Source organism: Streptomyces sp. NPDC028928, from assembly GCF_055564915.1.
Genome location: NZ_JBVHVI010000014.1, coordinates 87,599 through 104,283 on the forward strand (window position 1 = coordinate 87,599; position 16,685 = coordinate 104,283).

Sequence of the window (16,685 nt, forward strand, 5' to 3'; positions counted from 1 at the left end):
GCTCCCCCTTCAGCCCTTGGCCACGGCACGCAGCCGGTCCACCACGTCGGCCCGCAGCTCGGCCGGCTCCAGGACCACCACGTCCGGCCCGAACTCCACCAGCCAGGCGTCCAGGCCGTGCCCGTACGGAATCTCCAACTCGTCCCAGCCGTCACCGAGTTCCCGGACCTTGGTGGCCTTCGCCCGAAGGGGGTAACCGGCGCCGGAACGCAGCCGGATCAGCGCCGAGCGGTCGGCTATCTCGCCGGCCCAGCTCGCGACGGTCTCCCGCACGGTGACGACGTCCGGCACGGGCGCGGTGAACCCGGTACCGCGGGAGCGGACCCTGCCAGTGATCCGGGAGAGCCGGAAGACACGCTCGGCGCCCCGGTCGCGGTCGAATCCGGCCAGGTACCAGTGGCCGCGCCAGCACTCCAGCGCCCACGGCTCGACGTGCCGGGGTTCGGGGCGGGCGGCGGAGGCCTTGCGGTAGTCGAAGACGACGGGGCGGCGGTCGCGGCAGGCCAGCATCAGCGGCTCGAAGGCGGCCTCGTGCACCGGGATGCGCGGCTCCAGGGCGCCGTGCGCTTCGTAGGGGTCGACGTCCTCGGGCAGGCCGGCGGCGCGCAGCTTCTGCAGGGCGCCGCTCGCGGCCCCGGCCAGCCGGGCCTGCTGCCAGACCTTGGCGGCCAGGCCCAGGGCGGCGGCCTCCTCGGCGTCCAGGGTGATGGGGGGCAGCCGGTTGCTGTCGCGGCGGGCGAGATAGCCCACCTCGCCCTCGATGTTCTCGACGGTGGCGATGACCAGCCCCAGTTCGCGCAGGTCGTCCTTGTCCCGCTCGAACATGCGGTTGAAGGAGTCGTCGCTGCCCGCTTCCAGATAGGCCTCGATCGACTCCCGCAGCTCGCGCTTGCTGAGCGGCCGGCGGGTGCCGAGCAGACACAGCGCGAGGTTCATCAGCCGCTCGGCCTTGGCAATGGCCATCGACGCCCTTCGCCTTCCCTATGGTGCTTCTGACCGATGACCGTACCGCTCCGCGGGGCCGTGACAAAAGCCGAGGGCCCATGCCCGAGCAGGCATGGGCCCCAGGTGATCGGATCCGGTCGAATCCGGCCGGTCGATCAGGCGTGGATCAGACGCCGAGCAGGTCCACCACGAAGATGAGCGTCTCGCCGGGCTTGATCGCCGGGGTCGGGCTCTGGTCGCCGTAGGCGAGGTGGGCGGGGATGGTCAGCTGGCGGCGGCCACCGACCTTCATGCCCTGCACGCCCTGGTCCCAGCCCTTGATGACCCGGCCGGCGCCCAGCGGGAAGCGGAACGGCGTGCCGCGGTTCCAGCTGGCGTCGAACTCCTCACCGGTGCTGAAGGCGACACCCACGTAATGGACGGTGACGGTCTGACCGGCCTGCGCGACCGGGCCGTCACCCTCCCAGATGTCCTTGATCTCAAGGTCCGCCGGAGGCTCGCCGCCCGGGAAGTCGATCTCGGGCTTCTCGATGCTCACGTCAAAAGCTCCTTGTGTACGACACGAAACGCCGACAGTCTTTCATCCCCGCCGCCCTCCCGCCCGCCCGGGCGGCACCGGCGCTACATCGCCGCGAGGATGTCCACCGTGAACACCAGGGTGGAACCCTTCTTGATCACCCCGCCGCTCGGCGGCTTGTCCCCGTACCCCAGCTCCGGCGGGACGACGACCAGCACCCGGCTGCCCACCTTCTTGCCGGTCAGCCCCTGGGCGAGACCCTTGACCGCCTGCTGCATCCCCTCCAGCCCGAACTGGCTCAGCCGGCCCGAGCCGTACGTCCGCTGAAACGTCTTGCCGCCGTCCCAGACCAGACCCTGGAACTGGCACAGCACCGCCTGGTCGCCCTTCAGCTCCGGACCGTCACCCTCCAGCACGTACTCCGACACGAGCTTCTTCGGCGGGTCCGTCTTCGGCACGGTGACCTTCGGCACCAGCCCGTCCGTGTTGGTGGCCACCTTCGGCAGCGCGGCATCGCTCTGCGCCACCGCCTTGCCCTTGGCGGAACTCCTGGAGTTGAAGGACTCGATCAGGTCGATGACGAAGACCAGCGTGTCGGTGCCCTTGATGCCCGCCTGCGCGTTGCCCCCCTTGCCGTACCCCAGGTCCGGCGGGACGGCGATCTCGATACGGCTGCCGGTCTTCTTGCCCGCGAGCGCGTACCGCCAGCCGTCGATGACGCTGCCCTGCGCGAGCTGGATCACCAGCGGGCGCTTGCGGTCGTAGGAGTTGTCGAAGACCTTCCCCGTGTCCCAGATCATGCCGAGGTAGTCCGCCTTCACGAAGTCGTTCTCCGCGACCGTACGACCACCGCCCGCGATCAGCGTCTTCACCGCGAGATTCTTCGACGGCTCCCCCGGCCCCTTGGCCACGGTCGGCTTCTCGCCGAACTTCGTACCCGCCGTGACCGCCGGCAGCGGCCCGTCCACGATCTTCGGCGGCGGCGCCGAGGACGCCGACGGCGAGGCGCTGGTCTTGCTGGAGTCGGACGTGTCGTCCCCGCATCCGGCGACTGTGACCAGTCCTGCGGGTACGGCGGCCAGAAGGAGTGAGCGTCGGCGCACGGAAGAGCCTCGTAATCGGTCGATCTTTCGGATGGCGTGCGCGCAACTCTACGACTTGAGAAGGGCGCCGTACGGGAAACGTACGGCGCCCGTGTGGCGTTCCGGCGACTCCGCGGCCCAGAGGCCCGACTCCCCGGCCGGCCCTACATTCCGGCGATCAGCTTCTCCACCCGGTCGTCCACCGAACGGAACGGGTCCTTGCACAACACGGTGCGCTGCGCCTGGTCGTTGAGCTTGAGGTGCACCCAGTCGACCGTGAAGTCCCTGCGCTGCTCCTGCGCCCGCCGGATGAAGTCGCCGCGCAGCCGGGCCCGAGTGGTCTGCGGCGGAACCGACTTGCCCTCGAAGATCTTCAAGTCGTTGCAGACCCGGGCTGCTTGGCCCTTCTTCTCCAGCAGGTAGTACAGGCCACGACGACGGTGGATGTCGTGGTAGGCGAGGTCTATCTGAGCGACCCGCGGATGCGACATCGTCATGTTGTGCTTGGCCCGGTACCGCTCGATGAGCTTGTACTTCATGACCCAGTCGATCTCGGTCTCGATGCGGTCCAGTTCCTCGTTCTCGATCGCCTCCAGCGTGCGGCCCCACAGCTCCAGCACCTGCGCGACCGTACCGGTGCGGATACCCCGGCGGTCACAGAAGTCCTGCGCCTTGTCGAAGTACTCGCGCTGCACCTCCAGCGCCGAGGCCTCCCGGCCGCTGGCCAGCCGCACCTTGCGCCGGCCGGTGATGTCATGGCTGACCTCACGGATCGCCCGGATCGGGTTCTCCAGCGTGAGGTCACGCATCACCGTGCCCGCCTCGATCATGCGCAGCACCAGGTCGGTGGCACCGACCTTGAGCAGCATCGTCGTCTCCGACATGTTCGAGTCACCGACGATCACATGCAGCCGGCGGTACCGCTCCGCGTCCGCGTGCGGCTCGTCGCGGGTGTTGATGATCGGCCGGGAACGCGTCGTCGCCGAGGAGACGCCCTCCCAGATGTGCTCCGCGCGCTGGCTCACGCAGTACACGGCACCGCGCGGAGTCTGCAGCACCTTGCCGGCACCGCACAGCAGCTGCCGGGTGACCAGGAAGGGGATGAGGATGTCCGCGAGCCGGGAGAACTCCCCGTGCCGCGCCACCAGGTAGTTCTCGTGGCAGCCGTAGGAGTTGCCCGCCGAGTCGGTGTTGTTCTTGAAGAGGTAGACGTCGCCTGCGATTCCCTCCTCGTGCAGGCGTCGTTCCGCGTCCACCAGGAGTCCTTCGAGAATGCGCTCGCCGGCCTTGTCGTGGGTGACCAGTTCGATCACGTTGTCACATTCGGGTGTCGCGTATTCCGGATGTGAGCCCACGTCGAGATACAGCCGGGCGCCGTTCCGCAGAAAGACATTGCTGCTGCGGCCCCATGACACGACACGGCGGAAGAGGTACCGCGCCACCTCGTCAGGAGACAGGCGCCGCTGTCCCCTGAACGTGCACGTGACGCCGTACTCGTTCTCCAGCCCGAAAATGCGGCGGTCCATGAGGGAACATTACGCCCGATCCCCCGACCTGAAACGGGGTTCGACGGCACGATTTGGATCATTTTCCGATGAAGCCGCAACAACCCCGCTCCGCGCGGGAGCTGCGAGGACCCGTCCGGTGGCCAGCAGGACCAGCAGCGACACCGCCCCCGCCGCCCCCGGCAGCGCGAAACCCCACAGCGCGCCACCGGCCTGGACCACCGGCCCGGCCAGGCCCGTTCCCACCGACGCACCCACGGTGAACGTCGTCACAAGCCAGGAGAACGCCTCGGTGACCGTCCCGCTCGGCGCATGCCGGTCCACGATGATGAACGCACAGGCGATACACGGCGCCAGGAACACCCCCGAGACCACGCTCAGCAACACCATGGCCACAGCACCGGGCATCAGCATCAGCGGCAGATAACACACCGCCAGAAGGGCCGTCAGCACCCTCAGTCGCCGCTCCGGAGCCCCGGCCCACTGACGCGCACCGTAGACCGTGCCGCCGACAAGCGCCCCGAGCCCCAGCCCCGCCATCAGCCACCCGTACACCGCGTCACCACCGTGCCCGTCGGCGTACGACACCGACGCCACCGTGATGGAACCCAGCGCGATCCCCACGAACAGGAACGCGGCCAGCAGCGCCAGCAGCCCCGGCGAACGCAGCGCACCCAGCCAGTGCGCCTCACGCGGAGCCGACCGCCACGCACGCGACGGAGCCGACACCACCACCGACAGCGCGCCCAGCACCCCCAGCAGGTTCAGCACCAGCAGGGCCGCACGCTCGTCCCACACCGACACGCACAGCGTCACCAGCAGCGGGCCGACGGTGAACATCACCTCCTGCGCGATCGCGTCCATGGCGTACGCCGTGTGCACCTGCTCCTCCCGGGCCAGCACCGACGGCCACAGCGCCCGCAGACCGCCCTCCAGCGGCGGCGTGAACAGACCGGCCGCCGCCACCGCCGCATAGGCCGGCGGCAGCGGATCGGTGCCGGAGAACGCGAACAGCGTCATCGCGAGCGCGGCGACAACGGCAGCGGGCAGCTGGACCCGCGGCTGGCCGTACAGGTCCACCAGACGACCCAGCACCGGCTGACCCACCGCGTTCGCCACGCCGTACACGGCCGCGAGAGCGCCCGCGAGGCTGTACGTACCGCCCTCGGCCCGCACGAACAGCACCAGGGCGATCGCCGCCGTCGCGTTGGGCAGCCGGCCCACCAGGGTGCCCGTCAGCAGCCGCAGGGCATGCCTCGCCCTCAGGATCTCCACGTACCCCGTGGCCATGTCCAGCCTCCCGTGCCTCGCCCGGGACGCCGCGACGGCCCGAAGTGTTACGTATAACGTCCCTCTTCATACGTACCATGTGCGCTGTCACACGTCCAGACGACCGGGAGAGAGTCGTGGCCCGCAGCAACACCCGCCCGACCAGCCGGGACGTCGCCCACGCAGCCGGCGTCTCCCAGGCCGCCGTCTCCCTCGTCCTCGGCGACAAATGGCGCGGCCGGGTCTCCGAGACCACCGCCGAACGCGTCCGCGAAGCCGCCCGCGAACTCGGCTACCGCCCCAACCTCGCCGCCCGCAACCTCCGCCTCGGCCACACCCGCACCGTCCTCCTCGTCGTCCCCGCCCTCACCACCGAATTCTTCGCCGGCGTCTACACCGGCGCCGCACGCGTCGCCGCCCACCACGGCTTCGGCGTCGTCCTCTACCCCTCCCCCGAAGGCATCGGCCCCGCCCGCGACCCCTTCGCCTCCGCACAGGCCGCCCTCGACGGCGTCATCGCCTCCTCCATGGCCGCCGACGCCCTCACCGCCATCCGCGGCGACCAGCTCCCCCTCGTCATGCTCGACAGCGACCCCACCGGCAGCCTCGGCGCCGCCACCGTCAACCTCGACATCACCGACGGCGTCCGCCAGGTCACCGAGCACCTCCTCGGCCTCGGCCACCGCCGCATCCTCCACCTCGCCGCCGACGTGCCCTCCTGGACCTTCGACATCCGCGCCAAGGAACTCGCCGCCCGCATGGCCACCGTCCCCGGCACCGAGATCCGCACCGCCCGCGCCCCCATCTCCATCGACGGCGCACTCACCGCCACCGAAACCGCCCTCACCACCCCCGGCCCCCGCCCCACAGCCATCGTCTGCGACGACGACAAACTCGCCGCCGGCGCCTACAAGGCCCTCCGCCGCCTCGGCCTGCGCGTCCCCGACGACATGTCGGTCACCGGCCTCGACGACCTCGCCCTCGCCACCGCCATCGACCCGGAACTGACCACCGTACGACTCGACGCCGAACTCTTCGGAGAACGAGGCATGCAAGCCCTCCTGGCCGTCCTGGACGGCCGCGAACCCCCGGGCGGGGACATCCCCGTCGAACTCGTCGTCCGCGGCTCCACAGCGCCCCCGCACACCGCCGCATAAACCGAACGCCCCGACCGCATCACCGGCCGGGGCGCTCGACAAGCACGAACGAGAGGGATCACTCCTCCTCGCCGCTCCCCTCGTCAGAGGTCTCCGCCTCCGTACTCGCACCGTCCGCCGCCAGCAGACGCGCCAGCTGACGCCCGACGATCCGCTTGAACTTACGCTTCTGCGGACGCGTACGGTCCAGCACCGCCACCTCCAGGCGCTCCGCGGGAATCTCCCGCTCACTGCCGTTGGTGTCCCGCGACAGAGCCTGCACCGCCAGCTTCAGAGCCTCCGCCAACGACATACCGTCCCGGTGGCGCTGATCGAGGAAACCGCTGATCTGCTCGGCGTTACCACCCACCGCGACCGAACCGTGCTCGTCCACGATCGACCCGTCATGCGGCAGCCGATAGATCTGGTCACCCTCCGGGGTCTCCCCCACCTCCGCGACCACCAGCTCCACCTCGTACGGCTTCTCAGCCGCCGAGGAGAAGATCGTGCCCAGCGTCTGCGCGTACACATTGGCCAGGCCCCGGGCCGTCACATCGCCCCGGTCGTAGGTGTAACCCCGCAGGTCGGCGTAGCGCACACCACCGATCCGCAGATTCTCGTACTCGTTGTACTTACCGGCCGCCGCAAAGCCGATCCGGTCATAGATCTCGCTGAACTTGTGCAGCGCACGGGACGGGTTCTCACCGACGAACACAATGCCGTCGGCATACTGCAGCACGACCAGGCTGCGGCCACGGGCGATACCCTTCCGGGCATACTCCGCCCGGTCGGCCATCGCCTGCTGAGGTGAGACATAGAACGGCGTCGACACCGGTTATCCGTCCCTTTCTGTCATGGTCACTGGATCACCTTGAAAAGAACCGGGCCCGCGCTCAGAGCAGCGCGGCCTTCGGACCGTCGGGCTCCTCCAGACGCCTCTGGAGCACCGCACGCGACAGCTCCGACGCCTCCTCCTCCGTGAGCCGGCGGAAACCGTCCTCGGTGATCACCGTGATGATCGGGTAGATCCGGCGGGCGACATCGGGACCACCGGTCGCCGAGTCGTCGTCAGCCGCGTCATACAGAGCCTGCACCACCAACGTGGTCGCCTGCTCCTCGGTCAGGTCGTCACGGAACAGCTTCTTCATCGCACCCCGCGCGAAGATCGAGCCGGAACCCGTCGCCGCGAAGTTGTGCTCCTCCGAACGGCCACCCGTGACGTCGTACGAGAAGATGCGCCCCTTCTCGCGGTCCAGGTCGTACCCCGCGAACAGGGGCACCACGGCCAGGCCCTGCATGGCCATGCCGAGGTTGGAACGGATCATCGTCGACAGCCGGTTCGCCTTGCCCTCCAGCGACAGCTGCGCACCCTCGACCTTCTCGAAGTGCTCCAGCTCCAGCTGGAAGAGCTTCACCATCTCCACGGCGAGGCCGGCCGTACCGGCGATACCCACCGCCGAGTACTCGTCCGCCGGGAACACCTTCTCGATGTCCCGCTGGGCGATCACATTGCCCATGGTCGCCCTGCGGTCACCGGCGAGGACCACGCCCCCCGGGAACGTCACGGCGACGATCGTCGTCCCGTGCGGCGCCTCGATCACACCCTGCGTGGGCGGCAGCTGCCGGTTGCCGGGCAACAGCTCCGGCTGGTGCTCGGCGAGGAAGTCCATGAAGGAGGAGGACCCTGGCGTCAGGAAGGCAGCTGGTAGACGCCCGGTGCCACGAGAGTTGGCTTCCACAAGTTTCCTTCCACGTAAGCAGCAGCCCGCCTTATGACCTCGGGCTGATCCTTGAACTGCCCCAGTGCGGCGTTGCAGCTGAAGCACAGTACGCCACGGACCCTACCCGTCTCGTGGCAGTGATCCACATGTGCCGGCACAGCGCTCAGACATATACAGCAGACGCCCCCTTGGGAGGCGATCAACTCGTCACGCTCGGCCTCGGTGATTCCGTATTGACGCTTCAAGTGGCCCGCCCGCCCCTTGACCGCACGGCACGCCTTGCAACGCGTGAGCTCCGGCAAAGTTTGTGCCCCTCGGGCCGTCTCCACTCGCGGACGGTCGTTCTTGCCCTTGGCCAGTTGCCGGGCCTGGTGGTAAGCGGCCCAGCACTCCCGGCAGTAGGCCTGCAGTCCGTCACGGGCCGCTCTGTTACCGGCGAAGGCCGCTCGCGGCTTGACCTGCTTGCACCGCGAGCAGCGCTTCGCCCCCTCCTCGTTGCTCACTCACACCCCCGAGCCCTCGAACCTTAGATTCGAAGGCAAAAGCGGCCTACTGGCCACCCTTCTGAACGAAGGAGCGCACGAAATCCTCAGCATTCTCCTCGAGGACATCGTCGATCTCGTCCAGCACCGAGTCCACGTCGTCGCTCAGCTTCTCGTGCCGTTCCTTGAGGTCCTCCGAGGCCTGCGCGTCCTGCGCCTGCTCCTCGACCTCCTCGGTGGACCGGGTGGCCTTCTGCTGGCCGCCGCCGGTGTCCTTGGTTGCCATAACCCTCACCCCGCTCAGTTCGCCTGCCGATCGGTGATGATCAGACCCTATAGGCCGGGTCCGACATCGGCCCCGCAGTTTCCACAACGTGCGGGGGCCACCTCGATGATTCCCGGGCGGTGGGGTTTCCACCCTGTCCGCCCGGGGCGGTACGAGTACCCGCTGATCGCGCTCAGCCGCCGGAGAGGACCCTGACCAGGTCTTCTGCGGTGCGGCAGCGGTCCAGCAGTTCCTTGACGTGATTTCGCGTTCCGCGTAGCGGTTCCAGGGTTGGAACGCGCTGCAACGAATCCCGGCCCGGGAGGTCGAAAATCACCGAGTCCCAGCTCGCGGCCGCGACGTCGTCGGCGTACTGCTCGAGGCAGCGGCCGCGGAAGTAGGCACGGGTGTCCTCCGGGGGCTTCGTGCGGGCCTTGTCGACCTCGGACTCGTCCAGGAGGCGCTTCATGCGTCCGCGGGCCACCAGGCGGTTGTAGAGGCCTTTCTCGGCGCGTACGTCGGCGTACTGGAGGTCGACCAGGTGGAGCCGGGCGGCGTCCCAGTCGAGGTCGTCGCGGCGGCGGTAGCCCTCCATGAGTTCTCGTTTGGCGACCCAGTCGAGTTCGCCGGCGAGGCTCATGGGGTCGTTCTCCAGCCGGGTGAGGGTGTCCTCCCAGCGGCTGAGGATGTCCTTGGTCTGGTCGTCGGCGTCGGCGCCGAAGCGTTCCTCGACGTATTTGCGGGACAGCTCGTAGTACTCCATCTGGAGCTGGACCGCCGTCAGGGTCCGGCCGCTGCGGAGTGTGACCAGGCGCTTCAGTGAGGGGTCGTGGGAGACCTGGTGGAGTGTGCGTACGGGCTGGTCGACGGCGAGGTCCACGGCGATGAAGCCGTCTTCGATCATGGAGAGGACCAGGGCGGTCGTGCCGAGCTTGAGGTACGTCGAGATCTCGGAGAGGTTGGCGTCGCCGATGATCACGTGGAGGCGGCGGTATTTCTCCGCGTCGGCGTGGGGTTCGTCGCGGGTGTTGATGATGGGGCGCTTGAGGGTGGTTTCCAGGCCCACCTCGACTTCGAAGTAGTCGGCGCGCTGGCTGATCTGGAAGCCGTGTTCGTGTCCGTCCTGGCCGATGCCGACGCGGCCGGCGCCGGCGAAGACCTGGCGGGAGACGAAGAAGGGCGTGAGGTGGCGCACGATGTCGGAGAAGGGGGTTTCCCGCTTCATGAGGTAGTTCTCGTGCGTGCCGTAGCTGGCGCCCTTGTTGTCGGTGTTGTTCTTGTAGAGGTGGATGGGCTGGGCGCCGGGGAGCTGGGCGGCTCGTTCGGCGGCCTCGGCCATGATGCGTTCGCCGGCCTTGTCCCAGAGGACGGCGTCGCGGGGGTTGGTGACTTCGGGGGCGCTGTATTCGGGGTGGGCGTGGTCGACGTAGAGGCGTGCGCCGTTGGTGAGGATCACGTTGGCGAGGCCGATGTCCTCGTCGGTGAGCTGGCTGGAGTCGGCGGCTTCCCTGGCGAGGTCGAAGCCTCGTGCGTCCCGTAGCGGGTTTTCTTCCTCGAAGTCCCAGCGGGCCCGGCGGGCCCGGTGCATCGCCGCCGCGTAGGCGTTGACGATCTGGGATGAGGTGAGCATGGCATTGGCGTTGGGGTGGCCGGGGACGGAGATCCCGTACTCCGTCTCGATGCCCATTACTCGCCGTACGGTCATGCGGCCCTCCTTGCCCGGCGGCACCCTCGGTCGTGGGCGCCGCTCACGTACCGCTGGCGCTCCGGTGCGTGTGCGGTGCCCGTCCCCGCACTGCGCGACTCGGCGGTAGGAACGAGCCTAGAACGCCTTTGCGCTGGTGGGGAGATCATTTGCGTCATTGGCTGCTCCGGTCGTGCCTGGAAAGCAGTCGGCTGCGGGTACCCGTGGTGGGCACCCGCAGCCGCCCTGCTGTTACAGGTACTGACCGGTGTTCGCCACCGTGTCGATGGAGCGTCCGGTGTCTGCGCCCTGCTTTCCGGTGATGAGGGTGCGGATGTAGACGATCCGCTCGCCCTTCTTTCCGGAGATCCGGGCCCAGTCGTCCGGGTTGGTGGTGTTGGGGAGGTCTTCGTTCTCCTTGAACTCGTCCACGCAGGCCTGGAGGAGGTGGGAGACGCGGAGGCCCTTCTGGTTCTTTTCGAGGAAGTCCTTGATCGCCATTTTCTTGGCGCGGCCGACGATGTTCTCGATCATGGCGCCGGAGTTGAAGTCCTTGAAGTAGAGGACTTCCTTGTCGCCGTTGGCGTAGGTGACTTCCAGGAAGCGGTTCTCCTCGGATTCGGCGTACATGTGCTCGACCGCCGTCTGGATCATGCTCTGGACGGTGGTGGCCTTGTCGCCGCCGTGTTCACTGAGGTCGTCCGCGTGGAGCGGGAGGCGCTCGGTGAGGTACTTGCCGAAGATGTCCTTGGCGGCTTCGGCGTCGGGGCGCTCGATCTTGATCTTCACGTCGAGGCGGCCGGGACGCAGGATGGCCGGGTCGATCATGTCCTCGCGGTTGGAGGCGCCGATGACGACCACGTTCTGCAGGCCTTCGACGCCGTCGATCTCTGCGAGGAGCTGCGGGACGATGGTGTTCTCGACGTCGGAGCTGACGCCGGAGCCGCGGGTGCGGAAGAGGGATTCCATCTCGTCGAAGAAGACGATGACGGGGGTGCCCTCGCTGGCCTTCTCGCGGGCACGCTGGAAGACGAGGCGGATCTGCCGCTCGGTCTCGCCGACGTACTTGTTGAGCAGCTCGGGGCCCTTGATGTTGAGGAAGAAGCTCTTGCCGGCGGCCTGGCCGGTGACCTCGGCGACCTTCTTGGCGAGTGAGTTCGCGACGGCCTTGGCGATGAGGGTCTTGCCGCAGCCGGGGGGGCCGTAGAGCAGGACGCCCTTGGGCGGGCGCAGCTCGTGCTCCTTGAAGAGGTCGGGGTAGAGATAGGGCAGCTCGACGGCGTCGCGGATGGCTTCGATCTGGTTGCCGAGGCCGCCGATCTGGTCGTAGCCGATGTCGGGGACCTCTTCGAGGACCAGTTCCTCGACCTCGCTCTTGGGTACGACCTCGTAGACGTAGCCGGAGCGGGGTTCGAGCAGGAGGGCGTCGCCGGCGCGGATGGTGGTGCCGAGCAGGGGCTCGGCGAGTCGTACGACCCGTTCCTCGTCGGTGTGGCCCAGCACGAGGGCGCGCTCGCCGTCCTCGAGGATCTCCTTGAGGGTGACGATGTCGCCGACGCGCTCGAACTCCATGGCTTCGACCACGTTGAGCGCTTCGTTGAGCATGACTTCCTGGCCGCGCCGCATGTCGTCGAGGTCGACGCTGGGGCTGACGTTCACGCGGAGTTTGCGGCCTCCGGTGAAGATGTCGGCGGTGCCGTCCTCGTTGGCTTGCAGGAAGACACCGAAACCGGCCGGCGGCTGAGCGAGTCGGTCGACCTCCTCTTTGAGGGCCACGATCTGGTCGCGGGCCTCACGGAGGGTGTTGGCCAGTCGTTCGTTCTGGGCGGACACGCCGGCCAGGTTGGTCTGCAGCTCGACGATCCGCTCTTCGAGAATCCTCGTGTGGCGCGGAGAGTCGGCGAGCTTGCGGCGCAGGACGGCGATCTCCTGCTCAAGGTAGGCGATCTGCCCGGCCGGGTCGTCGGACCCTCGTCCCGGGCGGATGCCGCGGTTCATGTCGTCGTCGTGGGCTGCCACGGTCCTCACCTCCTCCAAGGGGAGCTGGACGCTTCCAGACCCTACCTGGGTGGGTGTCGATTGAAACCCCTAGATCACAAAGACTGTCAAGGTGTGTCGTCGGTCACCCGGTGCACACTCCCTCGCACGGAGGGGATACCCACTCAACGTGATGGGAAAGCAGGTTGTTCCATGCATGGCGTGGTCGAATCCCTTCGTGGCTGGCCGGAGTTGTCCGCTGGTGGCCGCCTGGCCGGCGTGCGGGCAGCACTCAGGTCGCTCGTACGATCATCACGCAGAGCGACGGCACCGGCGGGCGGGGTCACCGTCGGTGTGGCCTGAAGTGGTCGGCCCGGCCGCCGGGGGCATCTGTGTCCCGGTCCGGCGCTGGTACCCGAGGGGGCGGGGCCGGAAACCCCGGGTCGGTGCGGCGGGGCTGTTGCGCGGGCGGAGGTAGGGTCGGGGGTGTTCAACAGCCGCTGGAGCGGACCCGGCTGGCCCTCGGGGCGCCGGGAGGGTCCGGCGAACCGAGGGGCAGGAGAGATGACCGTGCAGCAGGAGGCCGCGGGCAGCGAGGCGCTGGAGGTCTGGATCGACCAGGATCTGTGTACCGGCGACGGGATCTGTGCCCAGTACGCCCCTGAGGTGTTCGAGCTGGACATCGACGGGCTGGCCTATGTGAAGGGTGCGGACGAGGAGCTGTTGCAGGCTCCCGGGGCGTCGGTGCCGGTGCCGCTGCCGCTGCTGGCGGACGTGGTGGACTCGGCGAAGGAGTGTCCTGGCGAGTGCATCCATGTACGCCGGGTTTCGGACAGGGTCGAGGTGTACGGGCCCGACGCCGGGTGAGTCCGGTTCAGACGCTGTGGGCCCCGGCCGGGGTGGAGCGGAGGAAGGCGTTGCCGTTCCATCGCCACTTGGCCGGGGTTTTCACGTCGGGGCAGCAACTGGGCACGGTGTCCGAGGAGTAACCGAGCAGGGTGGCGGAGACGGCCTGTGCGCGGAGGGTGAAGTCGGTGACCGTGAGCCGTTCCCCGGGTTCGACGAGGGTGGCGACGACGCGGGGGGTGCCGTCGTCCGTGGCGCGGGTGAGGACGTAGACGCCGTCGGGCGGCGTGCCCATGGGGGCGTCGCAGTGGACGACCGCGACGGTTTCCGGTCTGCCGTCGCCGTCCAGGTCTCCGGTGGCCTTCTTGGCGACGACGGCCTTGACGGGGCCGCAGTCCAGGGGGAACTTCACGCCGGTCGTGCTGGGTGGGGCGGCGGCCGCGGCGGCGGTGCCGCCCGTGGTGCCGGGGGCGGGCTGGGCGGCGGTGGCCGGTCCGGGCTGGACGACGGAGGAGAGGGCTACGACGCCTGCGACGGCTGTGGCGGTGGCGATCCAGTGGAGGGGCCGGGTCTGGGTGTGGGCGAGCTCCGGAACGGCGGATTGCTGCACGAGGAGTGTCTCCTGTGAGGGCTGTGCCGGTGGGATGGCCTGCATCGTGCCACACGTCACAGTGCGGGGGAACGGCGGGGTCCGGGATTCCCGCAGGCGAGGGGCCCGCGCGCGTGGGGGCGCCGATGCTGGTGCCGGCGTGCTGGTGCCGTGTCAACGGAGGGGCGCCGTGACCGAGTTCCCGTGGGTCGGTGGGAACTCGGGCACGGCGCCCTTGCGTTGTACGCGCGTGTGGCCGGTCAGCGGCCGGAGCCGCCGTCGGCGTTGGGGCCGGCGTAGTCCTCGCCGTAGGCGCCCTTGGCGGGGCGGCGGCGGCGCATGGGCGGCTCGACGCCGTCCGCGAGGCGACGGGCGGTGAGCAGGAAGCCGGTGTGGCCGATCATCCGGTGGTCCGGGCGGACGGCGAGGCCCTCGATGTGCCAGTTGCGGATCATGGTCTCCCAGGCGGTCGGCTCGTTGAAGCAGCCGATCTCCCGGATGGATTCCACGGTCCGGGCGAGCTGGGTGGTGGTGGCCACGTAGCAGCACAGGATGCCGCCGGGGACGAGTGCCTTGGAGACGGCCTCCAGGCATTCCCAGGGGGCGAGCATGTCGAGGATGACGCGGTCGACGTCGGTGTCGGACAGGTTGTCCTGGAGGTCGCCGACGGTGAGCTGCCAGGCGGGGTGCGGGCCGCCGAAGTAGCGCTCCACGTTCTGCTTGGCGATCTCGGCGAAGTCCTCGCGGCGCTCGTAGGAGTGCAGCATGCCCTGGTCGCCGATGGCCCGCAGCAGGAAGCTGCTGAGCGAGCCGGAGCCGACGCCGGCCTCCACGACGCGGGCGCCGGGGAAGATGTCGGCGAAGGCGAGGATCTGCCCCGCGTCCTTCGGGTAGACGACGGCTGCCCCGCGGGGCATGGACAGGACGTAGTCGGGGAGCAGGGGGCGCAGCGCGAGGTAGGCGACGTTGCCGGTGGTGCGGACAACGCTGCCCTCGGGAGCGCCGATCAGTTCGTCGTGCGGGAAGGAACCCTTGTGGGTGTGGAAGTTCTTCCCTGCTTCGAGCGTGAACGTGTAGTGGCGGCCCTTGGGGTCGGTCAGCTGTACCTGGTCCCCGACCTTGAAGGGCCCGCGGCGGCGGGCGGCACCGGTCGGTTCGGACATGTGACCAGCCTACCGGCACCTGAGGGGGCCGCCGACCACTAGGAGGGGCGGGCCATCGCCTTCACGAAGGCCCGTTCCACGTCTGCCGCCGACAGGACGCCGTAGATCTCGCCGTTCTCCTCGACCACGAGGTATTCGGTGGCCGGGGTGGCGCGCAGGACGTCCAGCAGTTCTTCTCCGGCCAGCTCGGCGGAGACGCGCATGCCCTCGGTCAGGTCCTGGGCGAGGCCGCTGACGGCCACCCAGGGGCGGCGGTGCTCGGGTACGCCGACGATGGCGGCCTCGCGGACGAGGGAGAGCGGGTTGCCGTCGGCGTCGACGACGACGAGGGCGCGGGCTCCGGCGGCGTTGGCGCGGCGCAGCGCCTCGGAGAGGGGGGTGTCGTTCTCGACCGGTACGGCGCGCCGGGTGAGGGTGCGGGCGCGCAGTTCGGGGAGGTGTTCGCGCAGTCGTGCCATGCGCAGGCTGTTGCCGGCGCCGGTCCAGATGATCGCGGCGAGGATGGCGGCGAGCAGGGCGTCGGTGACGGTGTCCATGCCGCCGACGTCCTCGCTGCTGCCGCCGAGGGCGCCGGACTGGTTGAGCAGGGGCAGGCCGACCAGGACGGCGACGGCGAGGGCGCGGCCGACCCAGGCGGCGGCGACCGTTCCGGTCATCGGTCTGCCGCTGATCTTCCAGACGACGGCGCGGAGCATGCGGCCGCCGTCGAGGGGGAGGCCGGGGAGGAGGTTGAAGATCGCCACGATCAGGTTGGAGACCATCAGGCCGGCCAGCAGGACGCCGGGTACGGTGCCGGGTTCCACGGGCTTCATGGCGAGGTAGAAGAGGCCGGCCAGGACGAGGGAGAGCAGTGGGCCGACGAAGGCCAGCACGAACTCCCGGCCGGGGGTCTCGGCCTCCTTCTCGATCTCGGAGACGCCGCCGAAGAACTGGAGCTGGATGCGGCGGACCGGGAGCTTGAAGCGGATGGCGGCCAGGGTGTGGGCCAGCTCGTGGACCAGGACGGAGGCGTAGAAGGCGACCGCGAAGAAGAGGGAGACCAGGTAGCGGGCGGCGCCCAGCTCGGGCAGTACGCGGTCCAGCTGGCCGCCGAAGACCCAGGTGATCAGGGCGGCGACGAGGAACCAGCTCGGCGCGACGTAGACGGGGACGCCGAAGGGGCGGCCCATGAGGATGCCGCCGCCGGGTTCCCTGGGCCGCGGCTCGGGCGGTTCGCCCTTGGCGATGCCGGAGTGCGCGAGGGTGCGGTGGTCGGGGTCGGGGGTGCGGTCCGTGCCGGTTCCGGTGGGTGTACCGGTGGTGTCGGGGGACGGTTCCGCTGCCGGCGGTCCGGGTTCTTCCCGGTCTTCGGGTGCGGGCTCGGGTTCGGGGCCGGGGTGGTCGGTGGGTCCGGTCGCCGGGGCCGTAGGGTCAGCGGACTGCTCGGCCGGCTCGTCGTTGCCGGACCGCGGCTGCCCGCTCCCGCCGCTCACGTCCACGGTGTCCCCTCGTTCGAAGCGTCTTC

The 16,685-nt window shown here is 69.2% G+C and carries 16 protein-coding genes; 2 read left to right on the plus strand and 14 right to left on the minus strand.

The annotated features are described in order from the left end of the window. Positions 1 to 9: 9 nt before the first annotated feature. From ACZ4U1_RS30615 to ACZ4U1_RS30635, 5 genes are all read right to left on the minus strand, one after another. Entirely contained in the window at positions 10 to 963 is a 954-nt protein-coding gene (locus ACZ4U1_RS30615; protein WP_467907401.1) for a helix-turn-helix transcriptional regulator, read from the minus strand. A gap of 148 nt (positions 964 to 1,111) precedes the next feature. Beyond that, on the minus strand, positions 1,112 to 1,483 hold the full coding sequence (locus tag ACZ4U1_RS30620) for an FKBP-type peptidyl-prolyl cis-trans isomerase (RefSeq protein ID WP_467907402.1): 372 nt from the start codon (positions 1,481 to 1,483) through the stop codon (positions 1,112 to 1,114). Positions 1,484 to 1,566: 83 nt separating this feature from the next. Next, entirely contained in the window at positions 1,567 to 2,565 is a 999-nt protein-coding gene (locus ACZ4U1_RS30625) for an FKBP-type peptidyl-prolyl cis-trans isomerase (protein WP_467907403.1), read from the minus strand. 143 nt (positions 2,566 to 2,708) lie between these two features. Further along, positions 2,709 to 4,070, minus strand: a complete 1,362-nt coding sequence (gene pafA, locus ACZ4U1_RS30630; RefSeq protein ID WP_467907404.1) for a Pup--protein ligase — start codon at positions 4,068 to 4,070, stop codon at positions 2,709 to 2,711. A gap of 9 nt (positions 4,071 to 4,079) precedes the next feature. Next, on the minus strand, positions 4,080 to 5,339 hold the full coding sequence (locus ACZ4U1_RS30635; protein WP_467907405.1) for an MFS transporter: 1,260 nt from the start codon (positions 5,337 to 5,339) through the stop codon (positions 4,080 to 4,082). A 116-nt stretch (positions 5,340 to 5,455) separates the two neighbouring features. On the opposite strand from ACZ4U1_RS30635, the gene ACZ4U1_RS30640 reads away from it, so the two are divergent. Continuing rightward, positions 5,456 to 6,475: a LacI family DNA-binding transcriptional regulator gene (locus ACZ4U1_RS30640; RefSeq protein WP_467907406.1), complete on the plus strand. Its 1,020-nt coding sequence runs from the start codon at positions 5,456 to 5,458 to the stop codon at positions 6,473 to 6,475. Positions 6,476 to 6,533: 58 nt separating this feature from the next. On the opposite strand, the gene prcA is transcribed toward ACZ4U1_RS30640, so the two are convergent. The 6 genes from prcA to arc all read right to left on the minus strand — a co-directional run bounded on the left by prcA (position 6,534) and on the right by arc (position 12,625). Continuing rightward, positions 6,534 to 7,286, minus strand: coding sequence for a proteasome subunit alpha (gene prcA / locus ACZ4U1_RS30645; protein ID WP_467907407.1), 753 nt, complete (start codon positions 7,284 to 7,286; stop codon positions 6,534 to 6,536). Between the two features lie 61 nt (positions 7,287 to 7,347). Next, a complete protein-coding gene (gene prcB / locus ACZ4U1_RS30650; RefSeq protein WP_467907408.1) occupies positions 7,348 to 8,193 on the minus strand; it encodes a proteasome subunit beta in 846 nt (281 codons plus the stop codon). Next, the gene (locus ACZ4U1_RS30655) at positions 8,145 to 8,678 is read right to left on the minus strand and encodes an endonuclease VII domain-containing protein (protein WP_467907409.1); all 534 of its coding nucleotides are present in this window, start codon (positions 8,676 to 8,678) and stop codon (positions 8,145 to 8,147) included. The genes prcB and ACZ4U1_RS30655 overlap by 49 nt, the downstream gene beginning before the upstream one ends. A 46-nt stretch (positions 8,679 to 8,724) precedes the next feature. Continuing rightward, the gene (locus ACZ4U1_RS30660) at positions 8,725 to 8,943 is read right to left on the minus strand and encodes a ubiquitin-like protein Pup (protein WP_030608326.1); all 219 of its coding nucleotides are present in this window, start codon (positions 8,941 to 8,943) and stop codon (positions 8,725 to 8,727) included. 172 nt (positions 8,944 to 9,115) lie between these two features. Next, positions 9,116 to 10,627 (minus strand): depupylase/deamidase Dop, encoded by a 1,512-nt coding sequence (gene dop, locus ACZ4U1_RS30665; RefSeq protein ID WP_467907410.1) that lies wholly within the window; start codon positions 10,625 to 10,627, stop codon positions 9,116 to 9,118. A 231-nt stretch (positions 10,628 to 10,858) separates the two neighbouring features. Further along, on the minus strand, positions 10,859 to 12,625 hold the full coding sequence (gene arc, locus ACZ4U1_RS30670) for a proteasome ATPase (RefSeq protein WP_467907411.1): 1,767 nt from the start codon (positions 12,623 to 12,625) through the stop codon (positions 10,859 to 10,861). A 522-nt stretch (positions 12,626 to 13,147) separates the two neighbouring features. Here arc and ACZ4U1_RS30675 point away from each other — a divergent pair. Next, positions 13,148 to 13,450: a ferredoxin gene (locus ACZ4U1_RS30675; RefSeq protein ID WP_467907412.1), complete on the plus strand. Its 303-nt coding sequence runs from the start codon at positions 13,148 to 13,150 to the stop codon at positions 13,448 to 13,450. Between the two features lie 7 nt (positions 13,451 to 13,457). On the opposite strand, the gene ACZ4U1_RS30680 is transcribed toward ACZ4U1_RS30675, so the two are convergent. The 3 genes from ACZ4U1_RS30680 to ACZ4U1_RS30690 form a co-directional block, all read right to left on the minus strand. After that, the gene (locus ACZ4U1_RS30680) at positions 13,458 to 14,039 is read right to left on the minus strand and encodes a hypothetical protein (RefSeq protein ID WP_467907413.1); all 582 of its coding nucleotides are present in this window, start codon (positions 14,037 to 14,039) and stop codon (positions 13,458 to 13,460) included. Positions 14,040 to 14,278: 239 nt separating this feature from the next. Next, positions 14,279 to 15,181 carry a tRNA (adenine-N1)-methyltransferase gene (locus tag ACZ4U1_RS30685; protein ID WP_467907414.1) on the minus strand — a complete coding sequence of 301 codons (903 nt, stop codon included), beginning with the start codon at positions 15,179 to 15,181 and terminating at the stop codon, positions 14,279 to 14,281. A 38-nt stretch (positions 15,182 to 15,219) separates the two neighbouring features. After that, positions 15,220 to 16,659: a site-2 protease family protein gene (locus ACZ4U1_RS30690; protein ID WP_467907415.1), complete on the minus strand. Its 1,440-nt coding sequence runs from the start codon at positions 16,657 to 16,659 to the stop codon at positions 15,220 to 15,222. Positions 16,660 to 16,685 lie beyond the last annotated feature (26 nt).